Origin of the sequence: Marivirga harenae (assembly GCF_030534335.1) — a bacterium.
In the GTDB taxonomy this organism is placed as follows: Bacteria; Bacteroidota; Bacteroidia; order Cytophagales; family Cyclobacteriaceae; genus Marivirga; species Marivirga harenae.
Genome location: NZ_CP130565.1, coordinates 3531975 through 3556525, shown reverse-complemented (window position 1 = coordinate 3556525; position 24551 = coordinate 3531975). Strand labels below are relative to the sequence as shown.

Below are 24551 nucleotides of genomic sequence, written 5' to 3'. Positions count from 1 at the left end.
TAGAACTATTATGAGCGAGCAAAAAACTTTTCATTTGGGATTTACAATGGCAGGAGCTGTCTCTGGCGGATGTTATACCGCTGGGGTAATGGATTACATATTCGAAGTCCTGGATAAATGGGAAAAAGCGAAAAAAGGGAAACTAGAAACTGTTAAAAGTGAAGAGGTTCCTAAACATAATGTTGTTATTGATGTAATGGGTGGAACTTCAGCGGGCGGGATGGCGACAATCATGACCGCCTTATATGGTTTAAGGAATACAATTAATCCTGTAACTGATGAACATGTAAATAATGCAAGAGGTATCAAGAATAATATACTTTATGATAGTTGGGTGAGTATGTTAGATGACAACAAATTGAAGACTTTAGACATTGCTTTATCTACCAACGACTTAAAAGGCGGTAAAATATCCTCTCTGCTAAATTCTCAATTTATAGATCAACTAGCGAATCGTGCCATCAGCATGCCCTCAGTAGTTACAGATTCTTCCAGACCAAACTATTTAGCTCCTGATTTGGAAATGATCATTTCTCATACAATGAATCGAGGAGTACCATTAAAAGTAAAATTTCCCAATAACACTAATGATGCTGGACTCCAAGATGCCCCTTATCATACTTCCTTTGAACACTTTATGGTTTCTCATTTTAAATTGCCTGATGGTAGCTTTCAAGATAATAAGGAGTATTTTACATTAGATATTGATACTCAAAATACAATCAATAGGTTAAAAAAGACAGCCAAAGCTACAGGTGCTTTCCCGATAGGTTTGCAATACCGTGAATTCAATAATCAAGACTTTAGTGCAGCATATTTAAAGAATGCCGTAACAAGAATCATATCTAGAAAATTTGGTGAAAGTAATCCCCAAATTGAAAATAGCGATATCGACTGGGATCAGAAAACCTTAAATCAATATCATACAACATCAGTTGATGGTGGGGCTATCAATAATGAGCCATATGGAGAAGTGCTTGAAATTCTTCGACATAGAACTAAAGATAATGTGAATGAAGATTTTGTTTGGTCAAAGGAGGAAAATTCGGACGATCCTGTTTCACGACATGAATACCAAAAAGCAGGTGTGGTAATGATCGACCCATTTCCAGACACTATCTCACCAGATGACGAATACGAGCATCCAGAGAATTTAGTAGACGTAGGCTCATCCATAATCGGAACCTTATGGGATCAATCTAAAATAAAACGCAAGGAAATGGTGGAGCAGTTCTCCAATAAAGCTTATATGGGCACTATTTTTCCTGTAAAGCATAAAGTGGAAAATAATAAAAGTTTGGGTTCCTATAAATATCCTTTATGTTCGGCTTCATTGGGCGCATTTGGCGGCTTTCTAGATATTAAATTCCGCCATCACGATTTTTATTTAGGTCGGAATAATGCTCGCAATTTCCTAAGAGCATTTTTGAGTGTACCTTATGAGAAGGGTAAAAAGGTTCATCCAATTCACAGGGGTTGGACAAAAAAAATGATCGATAGATTTCTGATCACTATTGATAATAAAACCTATTTACCTATAATTCCTGATATCAATATGATATTAGATGACGAAGTGAGCAATTCTGAAATTTACAAGTATTCAGTGCCCAAATTTCCTAAGCTGACAATGAATGATATTTCAAATGCCTATTACAAACAGATCAAAGGCCGTATTAAAGCAGTTCTGCAAATTTTGAGATTGGGTATCTCTGGTGGCAATGCAGTTCTTAGATTTGTTTTATTATTAGCACCTGTGCGTTATTTCTCTAGGAAAATGGCAAAAAAAATACTGTCAATTATTGAAAATGACCTTGAAAGTAAAGGTTTTTTAGAAGGAAGTAAAAACAAATTAATTAAGTAGTTGATTTTCTTGGCTTTTGGATTATGTAATTATTTTGAAAAGATCATTTAGTGACTTATTGTTGTTTATATTATTTATTTTGCACTATTTATTATTTCATGACATATAATTAATAAACAATAATGAAAGAAGCAGAAGCACTTAATTCCGTATCCAAATTCCATAAAACATTTAATCATCCAATATTATCAGAGCCTCAAATTCCTTCTAAAAACAGAGCTGAGTTGCGACTGAATTTGCTTAGAGAAGAACTCCAAGAGCTAGAAGAAGCTGTTAAAAATCAAGATTTGGTTGAAGCAGCAGATGCTCTGTGTGATCTGCAATATGTCTTGGCAGGAGCCATTTTAGAATTCGGAATGGGAGAGCGGTTTGCCTCACTATTTGAGGAAGTCCAAAGATCTAATATGAGCAAAGTTTGTCGCTCTGAAGAAGAGGCTCAAGCGACTGTCAATCATTATATCTCACAAAATCAGGATGCTTACTATGAAAGAAAGGAGGACTTTTTCTTGGTTTATAGAAAGTCAGACAATAAAACTTTAAAGTCGATCAATTATTCAGAGGTAGATTTGAAGAGTATTTTGAATCAATGAGGGCTAGGTCTTTGCAGGACTGACTGATATAAATTAACGTTTTCTTTCTATCATACTATTGTTTGAAGCCGGTGCATTCTTTATCTAAATTTCTGTACCTTTCAAGTAATTCTAAGGCTGATAATTCCGTTTGATGTATAATGCCAATTTCTTTTAATAACTGATTAGCATCTAAAATAAGTGGTTTTTCAGGAAAATAATTGTCTCTTAGAAAATGAACCAATTTCAACATTTTAAAGCCATTAAACCATTCAAAAAATCGTTCTTTGAAATGATTCGCATTTTTGGATTGCGATTGTATTTTTTCTAATTCTGAAAGAAAGTTATTTTCCCTTAGAAATTTGATCACGGTATTGGGGAGATTTTCGGTGGTTTCTCGTTCAATTTCTTCCAAAAACGATTTTATCACGCTAAAACTACCAAAATCATAGCTCAATTCTAAGTCTTTGGTTTGATCTTGGTGTTCCTTCATGGCTCTTCCAGTTCCAAATGGCACTCGATCCGATATTCTTGCTGAAGGAATCACTTTGGTTGTGGAGATATTATGAAAATCTCCTAATGGAATAATTTTATGCAAAAAATAGAAATCCTCTCCGGCTTTTCTTTGGTTCATTCCACCTTGCTTTTGATAGACAGTGGATCTAACGGCCATGCTGGAGCCAATGGTATGAAAGGCAAAAGGATAGCCTGTATATTTCAATGCTTGGATATAATACCTTAAGTGCAATTCGTAGAGAACAATCGCATCATTTAATTTCCCATTCTCCAAATATAAGGGATGTTCATAATGAATAGAGGCCCCGTTGCAATTTGAATATTCCAAGAAATGCTTTTCAACTTCCCTTAAATAATTTGGAGTACATTGGCTGTCTGCATCAAAGCATAGAATAACCCCATCCTGATTGATTGAATTTAGTCGGAAAGCCGCCTCATCCATTCCAATTTTTCTGGCTAGACCAACTCCGGCTTTTTTAGAAGGGAGATCATAGGCCTTGATAATGTGAAAAGTAAGTTCGCAATTATGATTTTTTACGAACTCCTCAATCTGAACAACGCTGCGCAGACTTTTTTCTTTTTCTTGTGGCTTTGAATTTTCAGGGTGGTTAATAACGAAAATAATTTCCACCGGAAACTGAGTTTTTTCACATTCAATTAAAGCCCCCAAGGTTGGCAAAAGATCATTTTCTTTGTAAACCGGGATTACTACACAAATAAAAGTTTCTTCTTTTATCGGTTGAACTACAAACCTTTTATGATAGGCATATCGCTGAAAATATAAATCTGACGTTTAGGGCGCTAATCTATCAATCTTCCAATTCCTAGAATCAGAGATGGTATATCGAATCCTATCATGTAATCTACTTGGTCTTCCTTGCCAAAATTCTATCATATTTGGTTTCACACGGTATCCACCCCAATGTGAGGGTCTTTCAACCACTTTATCTTGGAATTTAAGTTCAACTTCTTTTAATCTACTGTCCAATACTTCTCTCGTGTCAATTACTTCACTTTGCGGAGAAACCCAGGCTCCAATTTGACTTCCTCGCGGACGGCTATTAAAGTAATCGTCACTTGTAGCTACATCGACCTTTTGGACCATGCCATCAATTCTAACTTGTCTTTCCAATTCTGGCCAGAAAAAATTCAATGAAACATTTGGATTTTGGTCCATTTGAAATCCCTTGGAGCTCTTGTAGTTAGTGTAAAATACAAACTCCTCATTTTCCACGCCTTTTAGCAGCACAATCCGAGAAGCGGGTTTGTTACCATCGGTAGTTGATAGTGTCATGGCATTTGGCTCCATTATTTCGGCTTTTAGAGCCATATCGAACCAACTTAAAAACTGACTGACAGGATTTGGGTCCACTTCGGATGCGCTTAAACTGAGTGCAGTATATTCTTTTCGGATATCAGCTATGGATTGCTTCATTTTTTTTGAGATTTCTCTTTAAATTATTAGTGGCTTAATGAATTTAAAATTATTATTGTTTCAAATTGTTTCCAATTATTGGAGGATAAATAGTAAAATTATTTTCTAAATGAAGTTAAGGATTGATTTAAAAGTTGATAGTAGTCAGGAATGGATTGATACTGTAATGAATGACTTTGATAGCTTTTTGCAAGATCATGCAAATTGCGAACGAAAAGCTTCAGGCATGGCTATGAGTTTTGTTGCTAAATTTCCAGATAGGTTGGAGATAATTCCCGAACTGATTGATACTGCTGTTGAAGAATTAGAACATTTTAGAGATGTTTATGCTATTATGCAATCTAAAGGCATTCAATTACCTCATAAAATAGAAAAAGATTATTATGTGGATGATTTGATTAAAACTTGTCGGTCTGGTAGAGAAGAGAGATTTATGGACAGGTTACTGCTGGCCTCCTTGGTCGAAACAAGAGGAGCAGAACGATTTAGAATGGTTTATGAGGCATTACCAGAAAGTGACTTAAAGAAGTTTTATCATAGATTGTGGGCATCTGAGGCTAAGCATGGAGAAATTTTTGTCGATATGGCGCTTCATTATTTTGATAAAGAAGAAGTATATAATAGATTAGATGCTATGAGCGTAGCGGAAGCTGATATTCTTAATGCCTTACCATTAAAAGCTGCACTTCATTAAAATGGAGTATTTTGAATTTAAAAATATCGAACAACCACAAAAAGGAGATTTATTGCTCTCGGAACCTTTTTTGCCGGACAATAACTTTGATAGAACTGTGATTCTCCTTTGTGAACATAACGAAGAAGGGTCTTTTGGTTTTGTTCTCAATAAATTATCCATTTTAAAGGTAGATGAGGTCTTACAAGAAATTGGCAGCTTTGAAGCAGATTTGTATGTAGGCGGACCAGTTCAACAAAATACACTTCATTTTATTCACAATATTGAAGAATTGAAAGCAGGAGGTCAAAAAATTTGTGATGGCTTATATTGGGGAGGGGATTTTAGCGTGTTGCAGAATTTAATGCAAAAAGGAGAACTTAATCATGAAAAGTCTAGATTTTTTGTTGGCTACAGCGGCTGGTCAGAAAACCAATTGCAAGAAGAAATAGATCATAATAGTTGGATAATAGCAAGAGGAGTTCATCCATCCTATATTTTTAGTAGCCCTCCTGAAACACTCTGGAAAAGCATTTTGGAGAAAATGGGAGGCAGATTTAAGATTTATGCTAATTACCCATCCGATCCCAATCTTAATTGATTGAAACTTTTCACAATTTTTAATTAATATTGTACCTTATAATATATTACAGAAAGTTAAACTATTATGATAGACGAAAAAGGTACTTCTGAAAATCCAAAAGAGAATAATTCGGAATTGGGTCAAGAGAAGGAGCATGTGGAAGCCACATCAGAGAATAAGTTAGAAGATTCTGCTCAAGTAGAAAAGGGGCATGATATAGAAAGTGAAATTCCTGCAGAAGAAAATCAATTAAAAGAAGAAGCCAGTTCTGAAGCTGATCAAAAGAAGGACGGAAATTCTGCTGAGGGATCAGAAAAGAATGAACTGCAAGTAGAAGTTCAGGATCAGAAAGACAATTCTGAGTCTACTGAGGATGAAAAGCAAGAAGAGGATGATGATGAACACGATGATCATGAAGAGCTGCCTGACTATTCTGAATTTAATAAAGAACAATTGGTGGAAGCCATCAAAGAAGTTTCTAAAAGTGATAACTTCAAAAAGGCGGATCGCATTATCAATGAAATAAAGCCGATATTCGATGAAATTTATGAAGCGGAAAGAAAAGAAGCCCTTGATAAATTTCTAGCAGATGGGGGAGAAGAAGGTGATTTTGCAATGAAGCATGATGAACTGAACGATCGATTTGAAGCCAATTACCAATTATATAGAGATAGAAGAAAAAAACACTTTAGGGAACTTGAAAATCAAAAAGACGAGAACCTAAAAACTAAACAAGAAATTCTAGACCGATTACGTGAGCTTGTTGATGGGGAAGAAACCATTACTAGTTTGAATGTGATCAAGGATCTTCAAAAGGAATGGAAATCAGTTGGACCAGTTCCAGGTAATCAATCTAAAACCCTTTGGGCGAACTATAATGCCCTTTTAGATCGATACTATGATCAAAGAAGCATCCTTTTTGAATTAAAGGAACTTGACAGGAAGAAGAATCTTCAAGCTAAAGTGGAGCTTTGTGTGAAAGCAGAGGAATTAGCGCAATCCGAAGATGTCCCTTATGCGATTAAGCATTTGAACGATTTGCACGAAGAATATAAGCATATTGGTCCTGTTCCTAAGGAAGAACAAGAGCCACTTTGGCAAAGGTTTAAAGCCGCTTCAGATGCTATTTACGAAAAGCGAAAAGAATTTGTAAAGAATCTAAAAGAGATTCAAACCGAAAATCTTGAGAAAAAAGAGGTGATAATTGAAAAATTGAAGCCCTATCTTGATTTCAATTCTGATAGAATTAAAGAATGGAATGCCAAGACGAAGGAGATTCTAGCTATTCAAAAAGAATGGGAGGCCACTGGACAAGTTCCTAAGGAAAATGCAAAGGAAATTAATAAAAGCTTCTGGGGTAATTTCAAACAGTTTTTTGCTAACAAACATGAGTTCTTTAAGCGTTTGGATAGCATGCGCGAAGAGAACTTGAAGAAAAAGCAGGAATTTGTTGAAAAGGCGAAAGAACTATCCGAAAGCACCGAGTGGAATAAAACGGCAGATCAATTAAAAGGATTACAAAGGCAGTGGAAGGATGTAGGGCCAGTTCCTGAGAAGTTTAGAGAAAGTATATATAAAGAATTTAAATCTGCTTGTGATAAGTTTTTTGAAAACAAAAGAGCTGGTTCTAAAGATGCTCAGAAAGAGTTTGAGGCAAATCTGAAAGCAAAGGAAGATATCATCTCGCAAATAAATCAATTAGAGCCTGGCGACTTAGATCAACTGGAAGCGTACGAACAGGCTTACGGTAAGATTGGATTCGTCCCTAAAGAAGCTATTCAAAAGGTAAAAGAAGATTTCTCCACTGCAGTACAAAACTTTATTGATAAATCAGAAGATGTGTTATCTGACGAGCAGAGGGAGAAGGTGAAATTGATGGCTCAGATTACCAAAATTATGTCTGGTCCAAATTCTGATCGTAAATTGAATCAAAAAGAAAATTCCATCAGGAAAAAGATCGGTGACTTACAGAATGATATTGTAACCTGGAAAAATAATATGGAATTTTTTGCGTCTTCAAAAACAGCGGATAAAGTAAAACAGGAATTTGAAATTAAAATTGAAGAAGCCGAAAAGGAAATCTCCCTGTTAAAGAAGCAGTTACGTATAGTTCGTTCAATTGATTAAAAATTTCTTTAATATTTTTTAGTAAAGGGGTTTGGATTAATAAAAACAGCCTTTATATTTGCATCCGCATTCAGGGATAACAAAAGGTTAATAACTGATTGCAGCATTTAGAAAGTCTTTCTAAATGAACTAAAGCCTCCTTAGCTCAGCTGGTAGAGCAACTCACTTGTAATGAGTAGGTCGTTGGTTCGAGCCCGACAGGAGGCTCATTATCTAAAGCCATTCGCAGTTTTGCGAATGGCTTTTTTTGTGTCCTGATTTTTAATGTTGTCAAAGACAATTGCTCTGAATTATTTATCTTTTTATACACCCCAATAATTTTAACACCTAGGAATAGGTGGAGCTTCAGGTTTGAATCGAATAGGAAGTTGTCACAAACTAAGTAAAGTCATTTAATAGCTTTCAACTTCCTTGTAAGAGCCTTTTTCACCTACACAATTAACAAACTATACTTAATTAGTGTACAAAATAATAATGTGAGAAAGGTGTTAAAATAGAAATAAAGTGTGGTAATAATTAATTACATAAATATTAAAAGTTTCAAATATATATTTAAGCCAAATAATGTTTGTAAAAGCAAATAATTTTTGATAGGATTACATAACTTTTAATTAAAATCTTACAAAATGTTAAAAAAATCAAAATTACTTGCAACAGCGTTATTTGCATGCGCTACATTATTCATTTCTTGTCAGGAAGAGGAGACACTAACGGTAGATGAACTTTCCGTTGATCCTACTGTGATCCAACAATTAGAAGACTTAGGCTTCAATGTTTATGATCAGGCCCCTATGATATTTGAAGATGGTTATCTTGTGGAAGGCGATATTTACTTGACAGATAAAACGATCGCAGAAATGAAGAAGCCTAGCTTTTTGCCCAATGCTGAGCAGTATAGTACAGACAACTTGGTTTGCGGACCAAGAACAATTACTATGTATGCTGCAGAAGGAGGTAGAAAAGGTTATAGTTCTGCTATGATTGCCGGACTTGAAGAAGCTATTAACCGCTTTAATGCACAAAACCTGACCTTAACTTTTCAGAGGGTTTTTAACCAAAATCAAGCTGATATCGTGATGACAAGATTAAGTAAAAGAGATGAAAGAAGAGGCGTTTTAGGTTCTGCTGGATTTCCAACTTCATCTTGCGAGCCTTTCGGTGAAATAAAAATGAGTGGTGTTTTAGAATCTTCTTATGGCTTAAGCACAGATGGCATTGCAACTATTATTGCACACGAAATGGGACATTGTATTGGTTTCCGTCATACTGATTATTTTGATAGGAGTATTAGCTGTGGTGGCTCTACTGCCAACGAAGGCAATGGTGGCGTTGGTGCTAACCACATTCCTGGCACACCAACAGGAGCCTCTTTAGCAGATGCATCTTGGATGCTATCATGTACTGACGGCAGTAACAGACCGTTCAATGGAGATGATCAAGTAGCTTTAGATTATTTATATTAAATCCGTGTCCTATTTAAATGGTGTTGCGGTTTTATAGAAATAAAACAGTTAAATAGCATCAGGAATTTTCCTGATGCTATTTTCTTTTGGTAGATCCTTATTGCTTCAAATGGTCATTCAGGAACCAGTCGCTTGAATTATCTTATGCTGTACAAATAATTTTTTGCTTACATTCAGGCCTTATTTTAAAATCTTTCCTTCCTAATCAGATTACCCTCTGCATCATAATAACGCCAGCTACCGGACTTCTCGTCATCTCTATATCTTCCTTTAATGATCATATTCCCCAAACTATCATACTGGAAATAGCGGCCATGCTTCAAGCCATCTTTTAGGGATACTTCAAATCTAATTTCCTTATTGTCGAAATATTCTATAAAAGTTTTACTATTGAGATCCTCAGGTAGGATTTCCTCAACAGCGATTATTTCTTCTTCTTCTTCAGTTTTGCTTGTGTCAGCCACCTCCTCTTGCACAGTGCTACTTTCTTGAACCAAGGCTTTCCAATTGCTCATTTGTTCATGATTCAAATAATTCATTTGCATCTGATGCCTCATTAAATCTCCATCTACTGTAAATTGCATGCCGATCATAGGAAAACTTTGAAAGTATGTGGTATGGGGTTTTAACTCCTGCCAAGATTCATTATCCAATAATTTTTTTGCATCCAGCACCAATTCCTCTGCACTGATATAAACAAACAGATTTGATTCATAAGCGAAATTCTCCATGAACAAAGCATACTCCTTCGTGTGATCAAGCGTGGTTTTTTCATTCACCGCAGTAATGATTTTACCAATCGTGCGTGGAGAATTACTAAATATTACATAATCATCCATAATTGTGTAATAAGGTTTATCAATCCCTTTGAATGCATTTCCAAACATTAACTTAAAAAAACCTTTTATGGACAGGAATTGGATGTCATAGCCTTTGTATTTAATTCCTTTAAACTTTACGGGAGTCTTCTTTTTGATCTGCTGAGCTATAAAATCGAGCCGTTCTTTGGTATCGTCTAAGTCTTTATGTTTGATAGCTACAGCTAATTCAACTTCATTTTGATTACTTTCAGAATTAAGCTGGATTAAAGAAATCTCATTATCAATCCAACTTAAGAAATCATCCTCAATTGAGATTTTAAGGTAGTCTTCAATCTTCGCCTTACTTTCTAAATATGACGGTCCGTCTTCAGCCGCTTTTAGGACTACTTCCATTTGAGTGTAAAAATCTTGCGCATTGTCAAAACCTAAACTCATGAAGTAAGAGGCATTTCCCGGCACTATAGTTCCAGCATTTACTTCTCCTTTACCAGATTTCATCAAAGCCGAAAGGAGATTAGACTTTTCATTGGTCAGGCTAGAATAGCCTTTTACCGAAAAAACATTTTCGGTAGCTTCTAATGACATACCACTATATTTTAGTGTTTTGAGAGTCTCAGTACTATTGGGTGACATCCAGATCGTTAAATAGTCTGCGAATGCTTCATAGTTAATGTACATATTGATGTCGTTTGAGCCTAATTCATTGCTTATGTCAACAAAATCAAGATCACGAATTATATCAGGTTTTTTGAGTTGATCTATTGATTGCTCAATGATAGTATGAGTGGATGAAACATTCAAAAGATTTTCATGAATGTAGAGATAATAGGTAGTTGGGGAGTCAGCAAAGCTAAATTCAATAATTTCCTGCTCATTGTAGTCTCTAGAATAAACATTTTCAATGTCTTCATCCAAGTCTTGAATGTAATTTTTAACAAAATTGAATTGTGTAGCGCGTTGTAAATCAATCACATAAAGGAAGTCGTAATCATCTGGCCTAGTTTTATGAATAGACATCACCATTGGCCGGTTCATCACCATTTCGTAGAGGCTCTTATTATTTTTCATATCAACAGTCAGGCTGTCCAGTTCCTGACCAATCTCTTTGAAATAGGGGTTGGTTTTTAAATAATTCCAAATCTGGTTGTCGGAGATTTCATTCCATTCTTCAAAAGGGTTTTCCAATTGAAAAATCATGCTGGCATCTTTCGGTACTGCCATTAAAGGATTATTCTTTTTGACTGGTTGAAGATGAAAAAAATAGACATAAGTTAAAGCTATAGCAAGGATAAAAATAATGACCGCTATGATGACTTTTTTCATGAGCTTATAGGTTTAAAAGCAGAAGTTCAAAAATAGGTAAAGATTTAAGCGATTGAAATTTAGTAAGGCCTTAATTGTAGAATTACATAAAATTTTCGGAAAACTTTATTAAATAATTACTACCTCCTGCCACCAATCGATAACTGGTTTTTAGTTTCTTTTTTCTCCTCATATTTACCTGACACCGGCTTTCTTCCATACAACTCATCCAATTCTTCCTGATTTGGGTAAGGAGCCCTGGAAGTATAGCTATGAGCTACTCGCATATTATCCCAGATCTTAGTATCAGGACGCTTTTCATCGCTATAGCGTGGATCCGGGATCATTGGAAGCTTCTCCATCTTCTGAACTTCTACACTAGGGAAATCATGGTCGATGACAATCTTACCCAAAAGTAGATAGCAACCTAATCCGGTAAAAGGATGCTTTTTGAGAGAAACCGGAAAATGAACCGTATCGAAATAGCCACCATAAACATCAATCCAGGTACCGAAATTCATTTTTGTTTTACCATCTTTATTGGTAATGGGTACATCTTTTATGGAAATCAAATAGCCCACCATACGAACGGTTTTGTCTTCATTTTTAAAAAGTTCAGAGGCAAAAACAGCCCCTCGATAATTTGTTTTTAATAAGTTGAAGGGAGAAACAGAAACCGGATAGCCTAAGCCTTCCATTTCATCAAAAGCATCTTCATACATATCCCCCTCATCAATTTCGTAAGTATATTCCTTTGGTTTGATGTTGAACAGCTGCAATTCGGTTGTTTTTACAGGCTCATGAGCAAAAAAGCGTTTGGCTTCTATAATCAACTGCCCTTTGCTTCTGGAAATGCTTCTCAAAGCTCCGGCATATATCGCATAGCTAATGTCATCAAAATTCAAGTCGGCTCTTTCGAGTATGTCTGTGAGGCTTGAAAACGATCCCTTTTTTTCTCTTGCCTTGCAAATCCCTTCAATGCCCTTTTTAGAAAGATGCATGATCTGATCTAGCCCCAGGTGAATAGTTTTATCTTTCAAGCTGGCATTGGCGAAACTATAATTAATATCGGGCGCTTCTATATGAGCGCCTAACATCCGCGCTTCATTAATGTAGACTTCAGGCCGGTAAAAGCCCCCATTATTATTGATAACTGCAGTGATGAACTCCAAGGGATAATAAGCTTTTAGATACAAACTCTGATAGCTCTCTACCGCATAAGAGGCACTGTGACTTTTGCAAAAACTGTAGCCCGCAAAAGAAGCAATTTGTCGATATACTTCTTCCACCATCTCTTTAGGATACCCCATGGCTGCACAATTGCTGAAGAACTGGTTCTTCACCTTATCCATTTCTTGTTGAGAGCGTGACTTTCCGGACATGCCCCGTCTTAAAACATCCGCATCATTCAGATCAAGCTTCGCAAAATGATGCGCTATTTTAATAACATCCTCCTGATATACCATTACTCCATAGGTGTCTTTCAACTGCTCTTCAAATACCGGATGAAAATACTTGATCCTGGAGTGATCCCGATGCCGCTCTACATATTCTCTCATCATACCGCTTTGCGCTACTCCCGGCCGAATGATACTGCTGGCCGCCACCAGCGTTTCATAGCTATTGCATTTTAATCGCCTCAGCAAACCACGCATGGCCGGACTTTCAATATAAAAGCAGCCCAAGGTTTTACCCGTTCTCAGCAATTCATTGCACTTATCATCTTTTTTAAAGCTTTTAGTATCCGATATATTGATTTTAACACCTTTATTCTTCTCTGCAATGCTAACCGCTTCTTTTATGTGGCCTAAACCTCTCTGTGAAAGGATATCAATTTTTTCTAAGTGGAAATTTTCTGCCATGTACATATCGATCTCACAGGTAGGGACTCCTTTGGGATAAATATTCATGGCTGTATAATTCGCAATGGGCTCTTCGGTAATGTAAATACCGCAGGAATGCATGGAGAGCTGGTTAGGATAGCCCGCCAGCATTTTACCATAATGCTGAATACTTTTGACTAATTTGTCCTGTGGCTCATGATCGAATGACATACGCGAAAGCTGATCCAGTTCTTCTTTGGGCAGACCAAATACTTTTCCCAGTTCACGCACCGTAGAGCGATGCTTAAAGTCGGTTACTGTTCCGCAAAATCCGGTATGCTCCCGTCCAAACCTTTTGAAAATATAATCTATAATATCATCTCGATCCGTCCAGCTCCAGTCAATATCGAAATCGGGCGGACTTGATCTCTTATTATTTAAAAAGCGGGCAAAATAGAGGTTGAGCTCTATAGGATCTACCTCCGTAATTTTCAAGCAGTAAGCCACAATAGAGTTAGCTCCACTACCTCGGCCTACATGGAAATATCCTTTGCTTAGACTATGACGGATGATATCCCAGGTGGTGAGGAAATAACACCCAAATTGCATTTTATGGATAATCTCCAGTTCATCATATAAGCGCTGTTTGGCTTGCTGATTAGTAGCAGCATAACGGTCTTTAAAGCCCTCTAACGCCAAGGTTTCCAGCAGAATCTTATCCTCATAATAGCTTGAGGTATAGCATTTTTTGTTTTTAGGAGATTTAAAATCAAAAGGGAAGCTACACTGATCAAATAAAAGCTCTGTATTCCGGATGATCTCAGGATAATGCTGATAAAGTGCTTTTAACTCCCGAATTGGAATCATGTATTCACCCGTGCCTGCCTGCTGTTGCTGAGTAAGATGGCTCAGGAGTATATTGTAATCAATGCATCGCAATAATTTATGTAAATTAAACTCCTGCTTGCTTGAAAAAGTAACAGGATAAAGACATACCAATTTGTTTGTTCGTTTTGCGAAGGAAGGTTGATATCTTTTTAACTCTGAAGGCTTAATGCCAATGAATTCGTGATTTTGGAGGATTTCCGGGACATTATGAGTAGGGTAGATGACAAAAACATTATGGAAATAAGGCGATTGAAAAGGGAGAGGCATTTCCGACAAATTTGTTTTGGTGAGTAACTCATTAATCTCCTTAAAACCCTCTAAATTTTTAGCAACAGCCACATACAACAACTTATCGTTCTTTCTTATTTCAACTCCTGCCAATGGTTTAATGCCGGCTTCCACACAATGCTTGGCAAAGTCTGTAACTCCGGTGGTGCTGTTTATATCCGTAAGTGCTAAACTTTCTACACCATTGAGTACGGCCTGCTGAACCAGGGCTTCCACCGAAAGTGTGCCGTAGCGCAATGAATAGAAAGAGTGACAATTTAAATACATAAAATTTTAACTTATAATTACTGTTATCCGATTAAATTATATTCTTAAAAGAACAGGCTTTTAAGCTCTGTTGGTGTTTTAATTTTTCACCCCTATAATCCCCTGAAGGGGATAGCCTCACAGATTGAAATCATCAGAATGCATTATGCTTTATTCTTATCTTTTATTTTTTTACAATTAGGTTTTAAAATCTACACATTATCTATTTACTATTTAAAGTTGATCAGGGCTGCTCCCCCCCTTGAGGGGGGTGAAGGGGGGTGTCGTAGTGCCTAATCCCTGTTTACAATTCATTCTTTTATTTTCAGATAAAACCATTAGTCTCTATTTTAATTTCAAGCTAAAAAACACCCCTATAATCCCCTCAAGGGGATAGCTTCACGGATTTCGATTAGCTGGAAACTATACACATTGTCCTCATTGTTTTACTTTTTAGTAAAAGTAATTTAGACTCACATTTTCAAATTATACAGCAAAGTTGAATCAAGGCTGCTCCCCCCTTCAGGGGGGCGAAGGGGGGTGTCATAATTTTACCCCCTAACAGACGTCATCACAAATTCGATATTTCACATAATTCAATTTATTTCATTTCTCTATTTTAATTTCAAGCTAAAAAACACCCCTATAATCCCCTCAAGGGGATAGCTTCACGGATTTCGATTAGCTGGAAACTATACACATTGTCCTCATTGTTTTACTTTTTAGTAAAAGTAATTTAGACTCACATTTTCAAATTATACAGCAAAGTTGAATCAAGGCTGCTCTCCGCCAGCTGGCGGAGGGCGAAGGGGGGTGTCATAATTTTACCCCCTAACAGACGTCATCACAAATTCGATATTTCACATAATTCAATTTATTTCATTTCTCTATTTTAATTCCAAGCTAAAACACCCCTATAATCCCCTCAAGGGGATAGACTCACGGATTTCAGTTAGTAGAAAACAATTATTTATCACTGTTCTTTGATACACTACTTTATAATTATAGACTCAAGGCTCTGTGGACAATGGCTGGATTGTCATAGCGATTTTTCAGTTTATCCATCGCCTGATAAAGCTCAATAGTTTTTACATTATCCGTAAAAAGGTTGATCTGATGACTGCCCTGCACCAAATGAGAGAACTTTACACCTATCAGCCGAATAAGCATTCTTCTGTGATATAATTTTTTGAAAAGCTCAAAGGCTACATCCATAAGTATTTCATCATTAGCGCAATAAGGTATTTTCTTTTGCATGGTTTCCGTATCATGGTTGCTGTAGCGAATCCGTACGGAAACGCAGGCACACATTTGGTTGAGTTTGCGCAATTTGAATCCCAGAAATTCTATCAGCTTTAGTAGCGTTCCTTTCAATATTTTTAGATCCTGCGTATCCTGATCAAAAGTAAAATCTTTGCCGATTGATTTTTCAGAAGAATAGGGGACAACTGGTGTTGGGTCAATCCCATTGGCTTTCTTCCAGATGCCGATCCCTGTTTTCCCCAAAAGCTCATTCATGGCCTCGGGCGGTAAAGAACGGATGTGTTTGATGAATTTAATTCGAATTCTTCTGAGCAACTTAAACGTTTTACTGCCTACAGCCGGAAGTTGCCGGATAGAATGCGGATCTAAAAAAGGCTGCACATAATTATCCAATACTTCAAAGCCTCCGATAGGACGGGCATGGGAAGTGCAAATTTTAGCCACCGTCTTATTTACGCTAAGTCCGTAGAGTAAAGGCAATCCCGTTTCTGATTTTATGGTGTTCACCAGTTCCTTCGTAAATTTAGAGGTGTTGTGAAATCGATCCATACCGGTCATATCTAAATAGAACTCATCTATGCCAGCCCTTTCATGCAAAGGCGTTCTTTCTGTCATAATTTCGTTCACGATGTCAGAATATTTAGTAAAAAGGTCAAAATCGCCTTTGAGCAATACCGCATCGGGACATCTTTGTAAAGCCACCCGAGTAGGCATACTTTTATGCACACCATACTTTTTAGCTTCAAAAGAGGCTGAGGCTACGATTCCACGGTTATTTAGTCCTCCGATGATGAGAGGTCTCCCCCTTAAATCAGGGAATTTCAGCAGCGTGCAATTGATGAAAAATGAATCTAAATCTATGTGGGCTATTTGTCGCATTAAAACTAATATATTTAGCAAAGTTAAATATAAATACTAAAATTATTAGCTATTAGTTCAGGAAAAATAAAATTTTTAGTTTGTTGAAAATAGAGATGTTAGTATTTAATAATTATTCCAACAAAATGGAATGATTTTGACTTAATAGGACATGAAAAAGAAAGTGGCCATAGCCGGTGCCACCGGTTTTATAGGGAAATGGTTTATAGATACTTATCATGAAACCTATGATATTATTGCACTCAGCAGGGGAGAAGTAAAAGACGATCAGTATCCTTCTGTTGAATGGAGGCGAGCAGATCTATATTCTCTTTCTAGCACTACGGATGCGCTTAAAGGGGCTGATTACGCACTATATTTGGTCCATAGTATGAACCCTAGCACTAGAATGAATCAGGGTTCTTTTGAGGATACTGATTTATTATTGGCCGATAATTTTGCCCGTTCTGCTGAAGCTTGCGGCCTAAAACAAATCATTTTTATTGGAGGTATTCTTCCGAAAGAAACTAATGATTACTCGAAGCATTTAAAAAGTAGATATGAGACTGAACTCACCTTAGGGTCTAGGTCAGTGCCACTGACTACGATCCGTGCGGGTATTGTGGTAGGACCAGGAGGCTCATCCTTTAGCGTGGTAGAAGAATTAGTGAGGAAATTACCAGTTATGGCCTGTCCTCAGTGGTGCAAGTCCCCATCTGAACCGGTTGATATTGCGGATATACTTAATTTCATTGAGCGGTCATTAGGGAATGAAGAAGTTTATGGGGAAGCCATTGAAGTGGCGGGTCCTGAAGTCACCTCTTACATGGAAATGTTGGAAATCACTTCACAAGAACTTAATAAAAAGCGATGGATTTTTTCCATTCCATTTTTTACTCTCGGTTTTTCTAAATTATGGGTAGCATTATTTTCAGGCACTAGCATCACTTTTGTATCCCCTTTAATCGATAGCTTGAGGCATGATATGCGGGCCGATAAAACGCAAAAATTTCATTGGAAAGGAGAGGTGCCCATTGAAAAAAGCATTAGAAAAGCTTTATATGAAAAGTTTCCTCGCATTAAAAGAAGTTACGATGAAGAAGAAGAGCGTAATACTGTAAGAAGCGTGCAGCGATTAAGCAATCCGGGCAATAAACCAGCGGAATGGGTAGCAGATATCTATCCCAGATGGTTAGATAAATACTTTAAATTTATTTTGAAGGCCACTATGAGCGGAAATCTTGTTCGATTTCATCTCTTTAATATAGTGCTGTTAGAGTTAACTTACATGCCAAGCCGAAGTGATGAAAACAGAAGACTATTTTTTATTACGGGAGGAGCACTGTGTAAAAGAACAGATATGGGATGGTTAGAATTTCGATCTGTTATGAAGAATGAACATGTAATTTCTGCTATTCACCGCTTTGTGCCCACCTTGCCCTGGTTTATCTACAAAAATACTCAAGCAATAGGGCATTTATTCATTATGAATGAATTTAATCGGTTTTTGAAGCGACAGTGAATAGTGATTTTCACTGAACATGATGCGTCATTTCATCCAAAGAGTATAGCCAATTTTTAAGCCAAGGGTTAAGTGTGTTACAATGGATTCTCCTTCAAATAAATCGGGTTTTGGAATCCATTCTACCCAAACTTCACCGCTCTCTTCTGGGTTGACTACATCATAATAAGAAATGCTCCTTTTGGCTAAACCGATGCCTCCATAAAAATCAAAATGCAGTCGATCTAATGCGATAAAGTTAACGCCTCCTTTAAGGTGAGCACCTGTTTTGCGTTTGCGAAAACTTGCACTTTCGTAAAAAATACCAACATAAGGATCTTCTTGCTGATACCTGCCTGATACAAAATTGTCCTGCACATTAATATGAAAAAATTCCACAGCAGCATACATAAAGTACTCTTTACCTTTCACAAATAGGTATTTTATTTCAGGTCTTAATTCGTAATAGCTATAATCCTTTCCCCACTTTAAGCCATCAATTCTTTTTTTATTGAGTGCATAGTTGCCATAACCGAAATCAAAGCTATAAGCCCATCTGTTTTGCGTAATGTATTCCAGCCCCACTCTGTGCCTAGGATTATATGCCAAAAGCGATACCGGCATCACTTTAAAATTTAGGGTATTGTCAATAATAGGATTTCCTTGCGAAAAGCTATTGCTAATCAATAGAAATGATAAAATGATAATGAAAAGGGTCTGTTTCATTTAAGTTGATAGTTTTGTAGGAGATAGACACTGTTTTGGGGTGGAAAGGATGGAGGCATAAGTGGTTTTTTATACTCTAACTTTATTTAATATCCTTTCATTCATAAACAGAAGATGAATATGGGGTACATATTCATGGTTCTGGAAGGAGATATATAGTTTTGGAGTTAAAGTAATTCTCTTTTTTTGTTAATTCTTTTAATATACCGAATTATAGGTATTGACTTAGATGTACTAAAAATCTACTTTTATTGACATAAAGAAATTTCAACCAAAAATTTACTTAAATGACAAGCAAGCAATTTAAACCTAAAAGTTATATTTGTGTAAGTCTTCTCTATTCCAAAATAACCTTCTTAGTCTTATTTCAATTCTTTTTTTTGAATTATAGCCTGCTTGCGCAGACTGAAAAAGATAGTGCAGTATCTAAAAATTCAAAAGATGTATTGAAATCTTTACCAGCACCAGAGGTTAGCAGTAAAAGATTGAATTACTTAAAACTTATCAGAATTCAAAACTTGAAAGATCTTGAAGATGAAGGGGATTTGAAGGTTAAGCAGAAACCTAAACTTGAAAAAAATGAAAGTTTATTAGATTATTATAATGAATATTCAATACTTGTAGATAGTCTATTTCAGTTAGAAAAAGAAAATTTTTCTCAAAATGCTTTAAAACCATCCACTCTTGAAATTATTAGAGAATACAGTAATTTAACGCAATTGACGATAATTATTCGATATGTTCTAAACAAATTGGACATCAACTCAACTTCACACGAACAATTCATTAGGAAGAAACTTGTTCATGCAGTGGCAGAGCAAATGAAGCTTATTGCTGAAAACAACCAAGCCTGGTATAATTATAATACAGTTGAAAAACAATGGATTAAAGGTATTCAAATTGAGTCTTCAAATGATTTATTTGCTATAGGAGGAATTCAAAAAAATAATGATGTAGATTATACTGGTTCACTTAAAGTTTCTATCAGTACGGACCTATTTAAGATGAATGGACTCTTTCCTACACAAAGCTACCAGAATATTATTTATGGGGCAGAAGTATTTACACCCTATTTTAAGGATTTTACTACAGACAGCTCATTTAACCGTAATGATAGGCCGCATGCCAATTTTAAATATTTAGGATATGAATTTAATGGTATATCGTTTAATTACATGCGAAGATGGAGTTTTAGTACCAAATTAGGTATAATAGGAAGTCGGTTTGGATATAATTTTCAATACTTTTTGCATAGAGATATATCCTTAAGCCCTTATCCCTATGGTTGGGATGCACAGATAGCTAAGGAAGGTCGCCTTGGATTGCAAGTCAACGGGAAATATGAAAGGTTACTTTTAAAAAAACAAGCTGATCTAAAATCGGATGTAGTTCGACTGGTTCCCTCCGCATCAATTGAACTTGCTGCTGGGCATTACATGACTTATGTAGAAGGTGGTATTAATTTATCATCCCACAATTTTCGACATAGAAATCAAGACAATATTTTAAGAATCGGTAAATATTTTACAGGTTATGATAAAATATGGCGTGCCAAAGGGTATATGAATCTAAATATAAACCCAAGATTAGTCATTCATAATACCATGCTAGAAGGCTTTGGCGTATTTTCTACTAATGAGGATGATGCTAATTCTTTTGCAAAACCAAGTGTCTATAAATTGAATGGAGATCAAGTCAGAGACTTTGTTTTGTTTACGAATTTTACTGCGGGAGCGCAATTCTCAAAATTTAATGTCTTTTATAAATACAGCATCAAATCACCAGAGGTCAATATAGAAAATGCAATGAAGATTGATGGAGTTAGCATAAATGATAGATGGCACCATTATGCTACCCTTGGATTAAGTTTTATACTATAAAAGTCTCAACCACGCAATATTTGATTTCAAGCGCTTTAATCTCCAGCATCACTTTTTCATCTATATAAACGACTAAGTGCAGAATTTGTGCTAAAGAGTAAGTTTTGATAGCATTCCTATACTGGTGGACCGAATGTAGCGGATAGAGCGCAATTCAAAGTCCTTCTCCCAAAGGAAGGAAAATGAAGCCTCACCAATAATCCTTCACCTTGTAAAGTAAGATAAAGCGGGGTATTTTGTATTAAAATTGGTTTGGACCAAATGGCAAGTATGGGACATATTTTGGATGATGATAGGAATTGGAAGAGTTAAGTTAGCTGAAAAAAAAGAAGCTGTCACAAATTTTTAATTTAATAACAGCCTCATATTATCAGAATAGATTAATTAGAATGGAGGTAATGTCTCACAAGAGGTTACGAATTTAACTTTAAATGAATCATAGCAAAGTTGCAGGCTAAATCCATCATAAATTCCTCTCCAATAGCACTCTCTTTCTGTACCTTGGTTTTCCAAGTAAATATCTCTTACAAAATCTTTATAGGATTGGACAAATTCGTAAAAAACTTGTTTTTCTGAAGCGGTAGTATAATAGCATTGTTTATCGAATTTCGTTATTTTGAAAGCGTCATCGATTTGTACTAAATCTTCATGAACGATATCTGACCAATCATTGATTTGATTTGCTAAATCATGCCAGTCGGCCGTAATTCCTAAATTAATACAGGCTGTGCTGTAGAAAGATTGTTCAATTATAAATTTAGCATCCAATCGACCAATATCAATTCCTTGATCATATAATTGTTGATTGCTACAGGTATTTCCCCATTCAGAAGGATTTGAGCCATTTCCATCATCAGGACCATCAGGATCGTCCGGACCATCAGGACCACCTGGACCATCAGGGCCGTCAGGACCACCGGTGCCTGGATCAATTGGTACGTCACCATCGTCATCGCAAATTATACAATCATCAGCTACGTCTTGATAATTGTCCTGACAAGAATAAAGTGCTAAAGCTACTAGGGTTAAATAAATGAATAGTGATTTTTTCATCTGTTAAAGGTTTTAGTTGAAAATAATTAAATCAAAATTTAAACTAAGTTTTATTTAGTTAGCAACCAACTAAAAATTAAAAAATTGTAGGTTCTTTGTTATCAAAAGCCTTAGTAACACAATGGAGGAAAAAGAAGAGACGATTTTTATGATTTTTTTTCCTTCTAAACCTTGTGTTTTTAGGTTTCTTTTTCAGTAAATACTCGGCATTACAAAAAATCTAATTTTGAAGCAATTTGAATTAATTGCATATCTGTTTATATACAAAAATAAAAAGATTGATTGTCCTCCTTGTAGTTTTGGGAATATTTAAGAAAGCGTTACATTCACCATAAGATAGCTAAACGAATTCTCATTAAGCTATAAAGTATGATTAAGTACGCATACTGCGTAGCATTAACGAAAATAGATAATTTATTAAATTTATTTTTAACAAACTAAAGAACTGATATTCAACCTTATCTTTACTTGTAGCCTGATTTTATGCAAAATTTTTCAAATTATTTTACCCGAAGGTTTTGCAATTAAAAATTATGCGCCTACATTTGCATCACCTTATCGGAAAGACGGTAAGAATAACACAAAATAAAGTACTTTTAAATGCTTTGTTTTTTACATTTTGGTCTGGTAGTTCAGTTGGTTAGAAAGTCCCGACTTCATCGGGAAGGTCGCCAGTTTGAGTCTCGTCCAGACATTAATAAAAACGAGACATAATTGACATTTTGGTCTGGTAGTTCAGTTGGTTAGAATGCCTGCCTGTCACGCAGGAGGTCGCGAGTTCGAGTCTCGTCCAGACCGCTAAAAGCTCACTTTTTAAGTGAGCTTTTTTTGTTTATATCCATTTTGGTTAACTTCAAATAATGGAACAACATCCTTCACTGTAGTTCTAAAAAATAACCTTGGTTATTTTCCTTTGTGTTCTCATGTTACTTTTGTGGTTAAAATTTAGTGTTGTTAACCTCTACGCTTTAAAGCTCACTTTTGAACTAGGCTTTTTTTGTTTCCATTCTTTTAAGTTACTATTCCCCCTTTGTTATTATCTTTGTTCTTTTGGAAAGATGATGGGAAATTGATTAAATTTCATGAAGCTTCCAGAATAAATATTAATTTTACATTTGATTAAACACTAAAATAATGCTTTTGGAATTCGAACAACCTATAGTTGAATTAGAAAATAAATTGGCGGGAATGAAATCACTTGCTGAAGAAAGCGATGTGGATATCTCCGATGCCATCAAAAAACTAGAAGATAAAATTGTGTCCTTAAAAAAAGAGACTTTTCAAAATCTAACCCGATGGCAAAGAGTGCAGCTGTCCCGTCATCCTGACAGACCTTACACATTGGATTATATTTATGAGATCACTGATGACTTTGTGGAGTTGCATGGTGATCGCACTGTAAAAGATGACAAAGCCATGGTAGGTGGTTTTGGTAATGTCGATGGTCAAACATTTATGTTTATTGGTCAGCAGAAAGGTAGAAATACTAAGCAGCGACAAGAAAGAAACTTTGGTATGGCCAATCCCGAAGGTTACAGAAAAGCTTTGAGACTGATGAAGATGGCTGAAAAATTTAATAAGCCTATCGTGACTTTCATTGATACCCCAGGTGCATTTCCAGGGCTTGAAGCAGAAGAAAGAGGACAAGGTGAAGCCATTGCGAGAAATCTTAAAGAGATGTTCATGCTAAAAGTTCCTGTTATCTGTGTTATTATAGGTGAAGGGGCTTCAGGTGGTGCTTTGGGAATTGCCATTGGTGATAAAGTTTTGATGTTAGAAAACACTTGGTATTCTGTAATTTCTCCTGAATCTTGCTCTTCTATTTTATGGAGAAGCTGGGATTATAAAGAGCAGGCAGCAGAGGCTTTAAAGTTAACAGCTCCTGACATGCTGAAGAATAAATTGATAGATGGAATAATTCCTGAGCCACTAGGAGGTGCACATACCAACTTAAAGGCTGTAGCTGATGAGGTGAAAAAAACCATTCTTAAGAATTTTAAGGCGCTGGATAAAAAATCAGTAGATAAGAGAATTGAAGAAAGAATAGATAAGTTTAGTGGAATGGGAGTTGTAAAGTAATCTTTAAATTTCGTTGATAAAATGGCTTTTAAGAATGTGATCATTTGCATTTTTAAAAGCCATTTTTTTATACAATTGAAGCACTGCATTTTATTAGTTCTAAAGAGCAGAGATAAGTATTAAAATACTAATTTTTGTGTTTTTAATGCTTCATACTTTTTCCAATGATGAAAAAGTATGCAAAAAATCTAGGTAAAATGATGCTACTTCTCGCAATTGCCAACGCTGGCCCGCCATTTTACCCTCCAACCCGCTTTTTCGCTTAGGCGAAAGTGGGGGAGTTAGCTATTAATTATTTCATCAGTTGAATTTGGTCTATTACATTTTTATTGAGATTCCATTGGCCGCTTTTTTAAACTAATTTTAATTATTTGATGTTTTTTTATTTGAATAGTAATAGATGAAAACAGGTTTTAAGTAAGTCACAATTACCACTGATAAAATGGCTTTTAAGAATGTGATCATTTGCATTTTTAAAAGCCATTTTTTGATACAATTGAAGCACTGCATTTTATTAGTTCTAAAGTGCAGAGATAAGAATTAAATTACTAATTTTTGTGCTTTGATGTTTCATACTTTTTCCAATGATGAAAAAG

The 24551-nt window shown here is 35.8% G+C and carries 16 protein-coding genes and 3 tRNA genes; 12 read left to right on the top strand and 7 right to left on the bottom strand.

Annotated features, from left to right (window positions below; translation table 11 throughout):
* Positions 1–10: 10 nt before the first annotated feature.
* Together Q3Y49_RS15100 and Q3Y49_RS15095 are read left to right on the top strand one after the other, a co-directional pair.
* Positions 11–1861 carry a hypothetical protein gene (locus Q3Y49_RS15100; protein WP_303269281.1) on the top strand — a complete coding sequence of 617 codons (1851 nt, stop codon included), beginning with the start codon at positions 11–13 and terminating at the stop codon, positions 1859–1861.
* A gap of 122 nt (positions 1862–1983) precedes the next feature.
* The gene (locus Q3Y49_RS15095) at positions 1984–2451 is read left to right on the top strand and encodes a pyrophosphohydrolase domain-containing protein (protein WP_303269280.1); all 468 of its coding nucleotides are present in this window, start codon (positions 1984–1986) and stop codon (positions 2449–2451) included.
* 55 nt (positions 2452–2506) lie between these two features.
* Here the strand turns inward: Q3Y49_RS15095 and Q3Y49_RS15090 are convergent, their stop codons facing one another.
* Together Q3Y49_RS15090 and pdxH are read right to left on the bottom strand one after the other, a co-directional pair.
* On the bottom strand, positions 2507–3652 hold the full coding sequence (locus Q3Y49_RS15090) for a glycosyltransferase family 2 protein (RefSeq protein WP_303272116.1): 1146 nt from the start codon (positions 3650–3652) through the stop codon (positions 2507–2509).
* Between the two features lie 87 nt (positions 3653–3739).
* Positions 3740–4381 (bottom strand): pyridoxamine 5'-phosphate oxidase, encoded by a 642-nt coding sequence (gene pdxH, locus Q3Y49_RS15085; RefSeq protein WP_303269279.1) that lies wholly within the window; start codon positions 4379–4381, stop codon positions 3740–3742.
* Positions 4382–4490: 109 nt separating this feature from the next.
* Here pdxH and Q3Y49_RS15080 point away from each other — a divergent pair, with 109 nt between their 5' ends.
* The 5 genes from Q3Y49_RS15080 to Q3Y49_RS15060 all read left to right on the top strand — a co-directional run bounded on the left by Q3Y49_RS15080 (position 4491) and on the right by Q3Y49_RS15060 (position 9227).
* The gene (locus Q3Y49_RS15080; RefSeq protein WP_303269277.1) at positions 4491–5075 is read left to right on the top strand and encodes a MiaE family protein; all 585 of its coding nucleotides are present in this window, start codon (positions 4491–4493) and stop codon (positions 5073–5075) included.
* Position 5076: 1 nt separating this feature from the next.
* Entirely contained in the window at positions 5077–5655 is a 579-nt protein-coding gene (locus tag Q3Y49_RS15075) for a YqgE/AlgH family protein (protein ID WP_303269276.1), read from the top strand.
* 66 nt (positions 5656–5721) lie between these two features.
* Positions 5722–7764 carry a DUF349 domain-containing protein gene (locus tag Q3Y49_RS15070; protein WP_303269275.1) on the top strand — a complete coding sequence of 681 codons (2043 nt, stop codon included), beginning with the start codon at positions 5722–5724 and terminating at the stop codon, positions 7762–7764.
* Positions 7765–7898: 134 nt separating this feature from the next.
* Positions 7899–7971, top strand: a tRNA-Thr gene (locus tag Q3Y49_RS15065).
* Positions 7972–8390: 419 nt separating this feature from the next.
* Positions 8391–9227 carry a M57 family metalloprotease gene (locus Q3Y49_RS15060; protein WP_303269273.1) on the top strand — a complete coding sequence of 279 codons (837 nt, stop codon included), beginning with the start codon at positions 8391–8393 and terminating at the stop codon, positions 9225–9227.
* A 185-nt stretch (positions 9228–9412) separates the two neighbouring features.
* Here Q3Y49_RS15060 and Q3Y49_RS15055 read toward each other — a convergent pair whose 3' ends face one another.
* The 3 genes from Q3Y49_RS15055 to Q3Y49_RS15045 all read right to left on the bottom strand — a co-directional run bounded on the left by Q3Y49_RS15055 (position 9413) and on the right by Q3Y49_RS15045 (position 16737).
* Positions 9413–11371, bottom strand: coding sequence for a DUF3352 domain-containing protein (locus Q3Y49_RS15055; protein ID WP_303269272.1), 1959 nt, complete (start codon positions 11369–11371; stop codon positions 9413–9415).
* Between the two features lie 119 nt (positions 11372–11490).
* A complete protein-coding gene (locus tag Q3Y49_RS15050) occupies positions 11491–14616 on the bottom strand; it encodes a DNA polymerase III subunit alpha (protein ID WP_303269271.1) in 3126 nt (1041 codons plus the stop codon).
* A 981-nt stretch (positions 14617–15597) separates the two neighbouring features.
* Entirely contained in the window at positions 15598–16737 is a 1140-nt protein-coding gene (locus tag Q3Y49_RS15045) for a DNA polymerase Y family protein (protein WP_303269270.1), read from the bottom strand.
* A 151-nt stretch (positions 16738–16888) separates the two neighbouring features.
* Between Q3Y49_RS15045 and Q3Y49_RS15040 the strand changes: the two genes are divergently transcribed.
* Positions 16889–18238: an NAD-dependent epimerase/dehydratase family protein gene (locus tag Q3Y49_RS15040; protein WP_303269269.1), complete on the top strand. Its 1350-nt coding sequence runs from the start codon at positions 16889–16891 to the stop codon at positions 18236–18238.
* A 27-nt stretch (positions 18239–18265) separates the two neighbouring features.
* Here Q3Y49_RS15040 and Q3Y49_RS15035 read toward each other — a convergent pair whose 3' ends face one another.
* Entirely contained in the window at positions 18266–18943 is a 678-nt protein-coding gene (locus tag Q3Y49_RS15035) for a hypothetical protein (protein WP_303269268.1), read from the bottom strand.
* Positions 18944–19323: 380 nt separating this feature from the next.
* Between Q3Y49_RS15035 and Q3Y49_RS15030 the strand changes: the two genes are divergently transcribed.
* Positions 19324–20823 (top strand): lipid A-modifier LpxR family protein, encoded by a 1500-nt coding sequence (locus Q3Y49_RS15030; RefSeq protein ID WP_303269267.1) that lies wholly within the window; start codon positions 19324–19326, stop codon positions 20821–20823.
* Between the two features lie 384 nt (positions 20824–21207).
* Here the strand turns inward: Q3Y49_RS15030 and Q3Y49_RS15025 are convergent, their stop codons facing one another.
* The gene (locus Q3Y49_RS15025; protein ID WP_303269266.1) at positions 21208–21876 is read right to left on the bottom strand and encodes a hypothetical protein; all 669 of its coding nucleotides are present in this window, start codon (positions 21874–21876) and stop codon (positions 21208–21210) included.
* A 620-nt stretch (positions 21877–22496) separates the two neighbouring features.
* On the opposite strand from Q3Y49_RS15025, the gene Q3Y49_RS15020 reads away from it, so the two are divergent.
* The 3 genes from Q3Y49_RS15020 (at position 22497) to Q3Y49_RS15010 (ending at position 23955) form a co-directional block, all read left to right on the top strand.
* Positions 22497–22571, top strand: a tRNA-Glu gene (locus Q3Y49_RS15020).
* A gap of 29 nt (positions 22572–22600) precedes the next feature.
* Positions 22601–22674 (top strand) — tRNA-Asp (locus tag Q3Y49_RS15015).
* Between the two features lie 336 nt (positions 22675–23010).
* Positions 23011–23955, top strand: coding sequence for an acetyl-CoA carboxylase carboxyltransferase subunit alpha (locus Q3Y49_RS15010; RefSeq protein WP_303269265.1), 945 nt, complete (start codon positions 23011–23013; stop codon positions 23953–23955).
* The last annotated feature ends 596 nt before the right edge of the window (positions 23956–24551 follow it).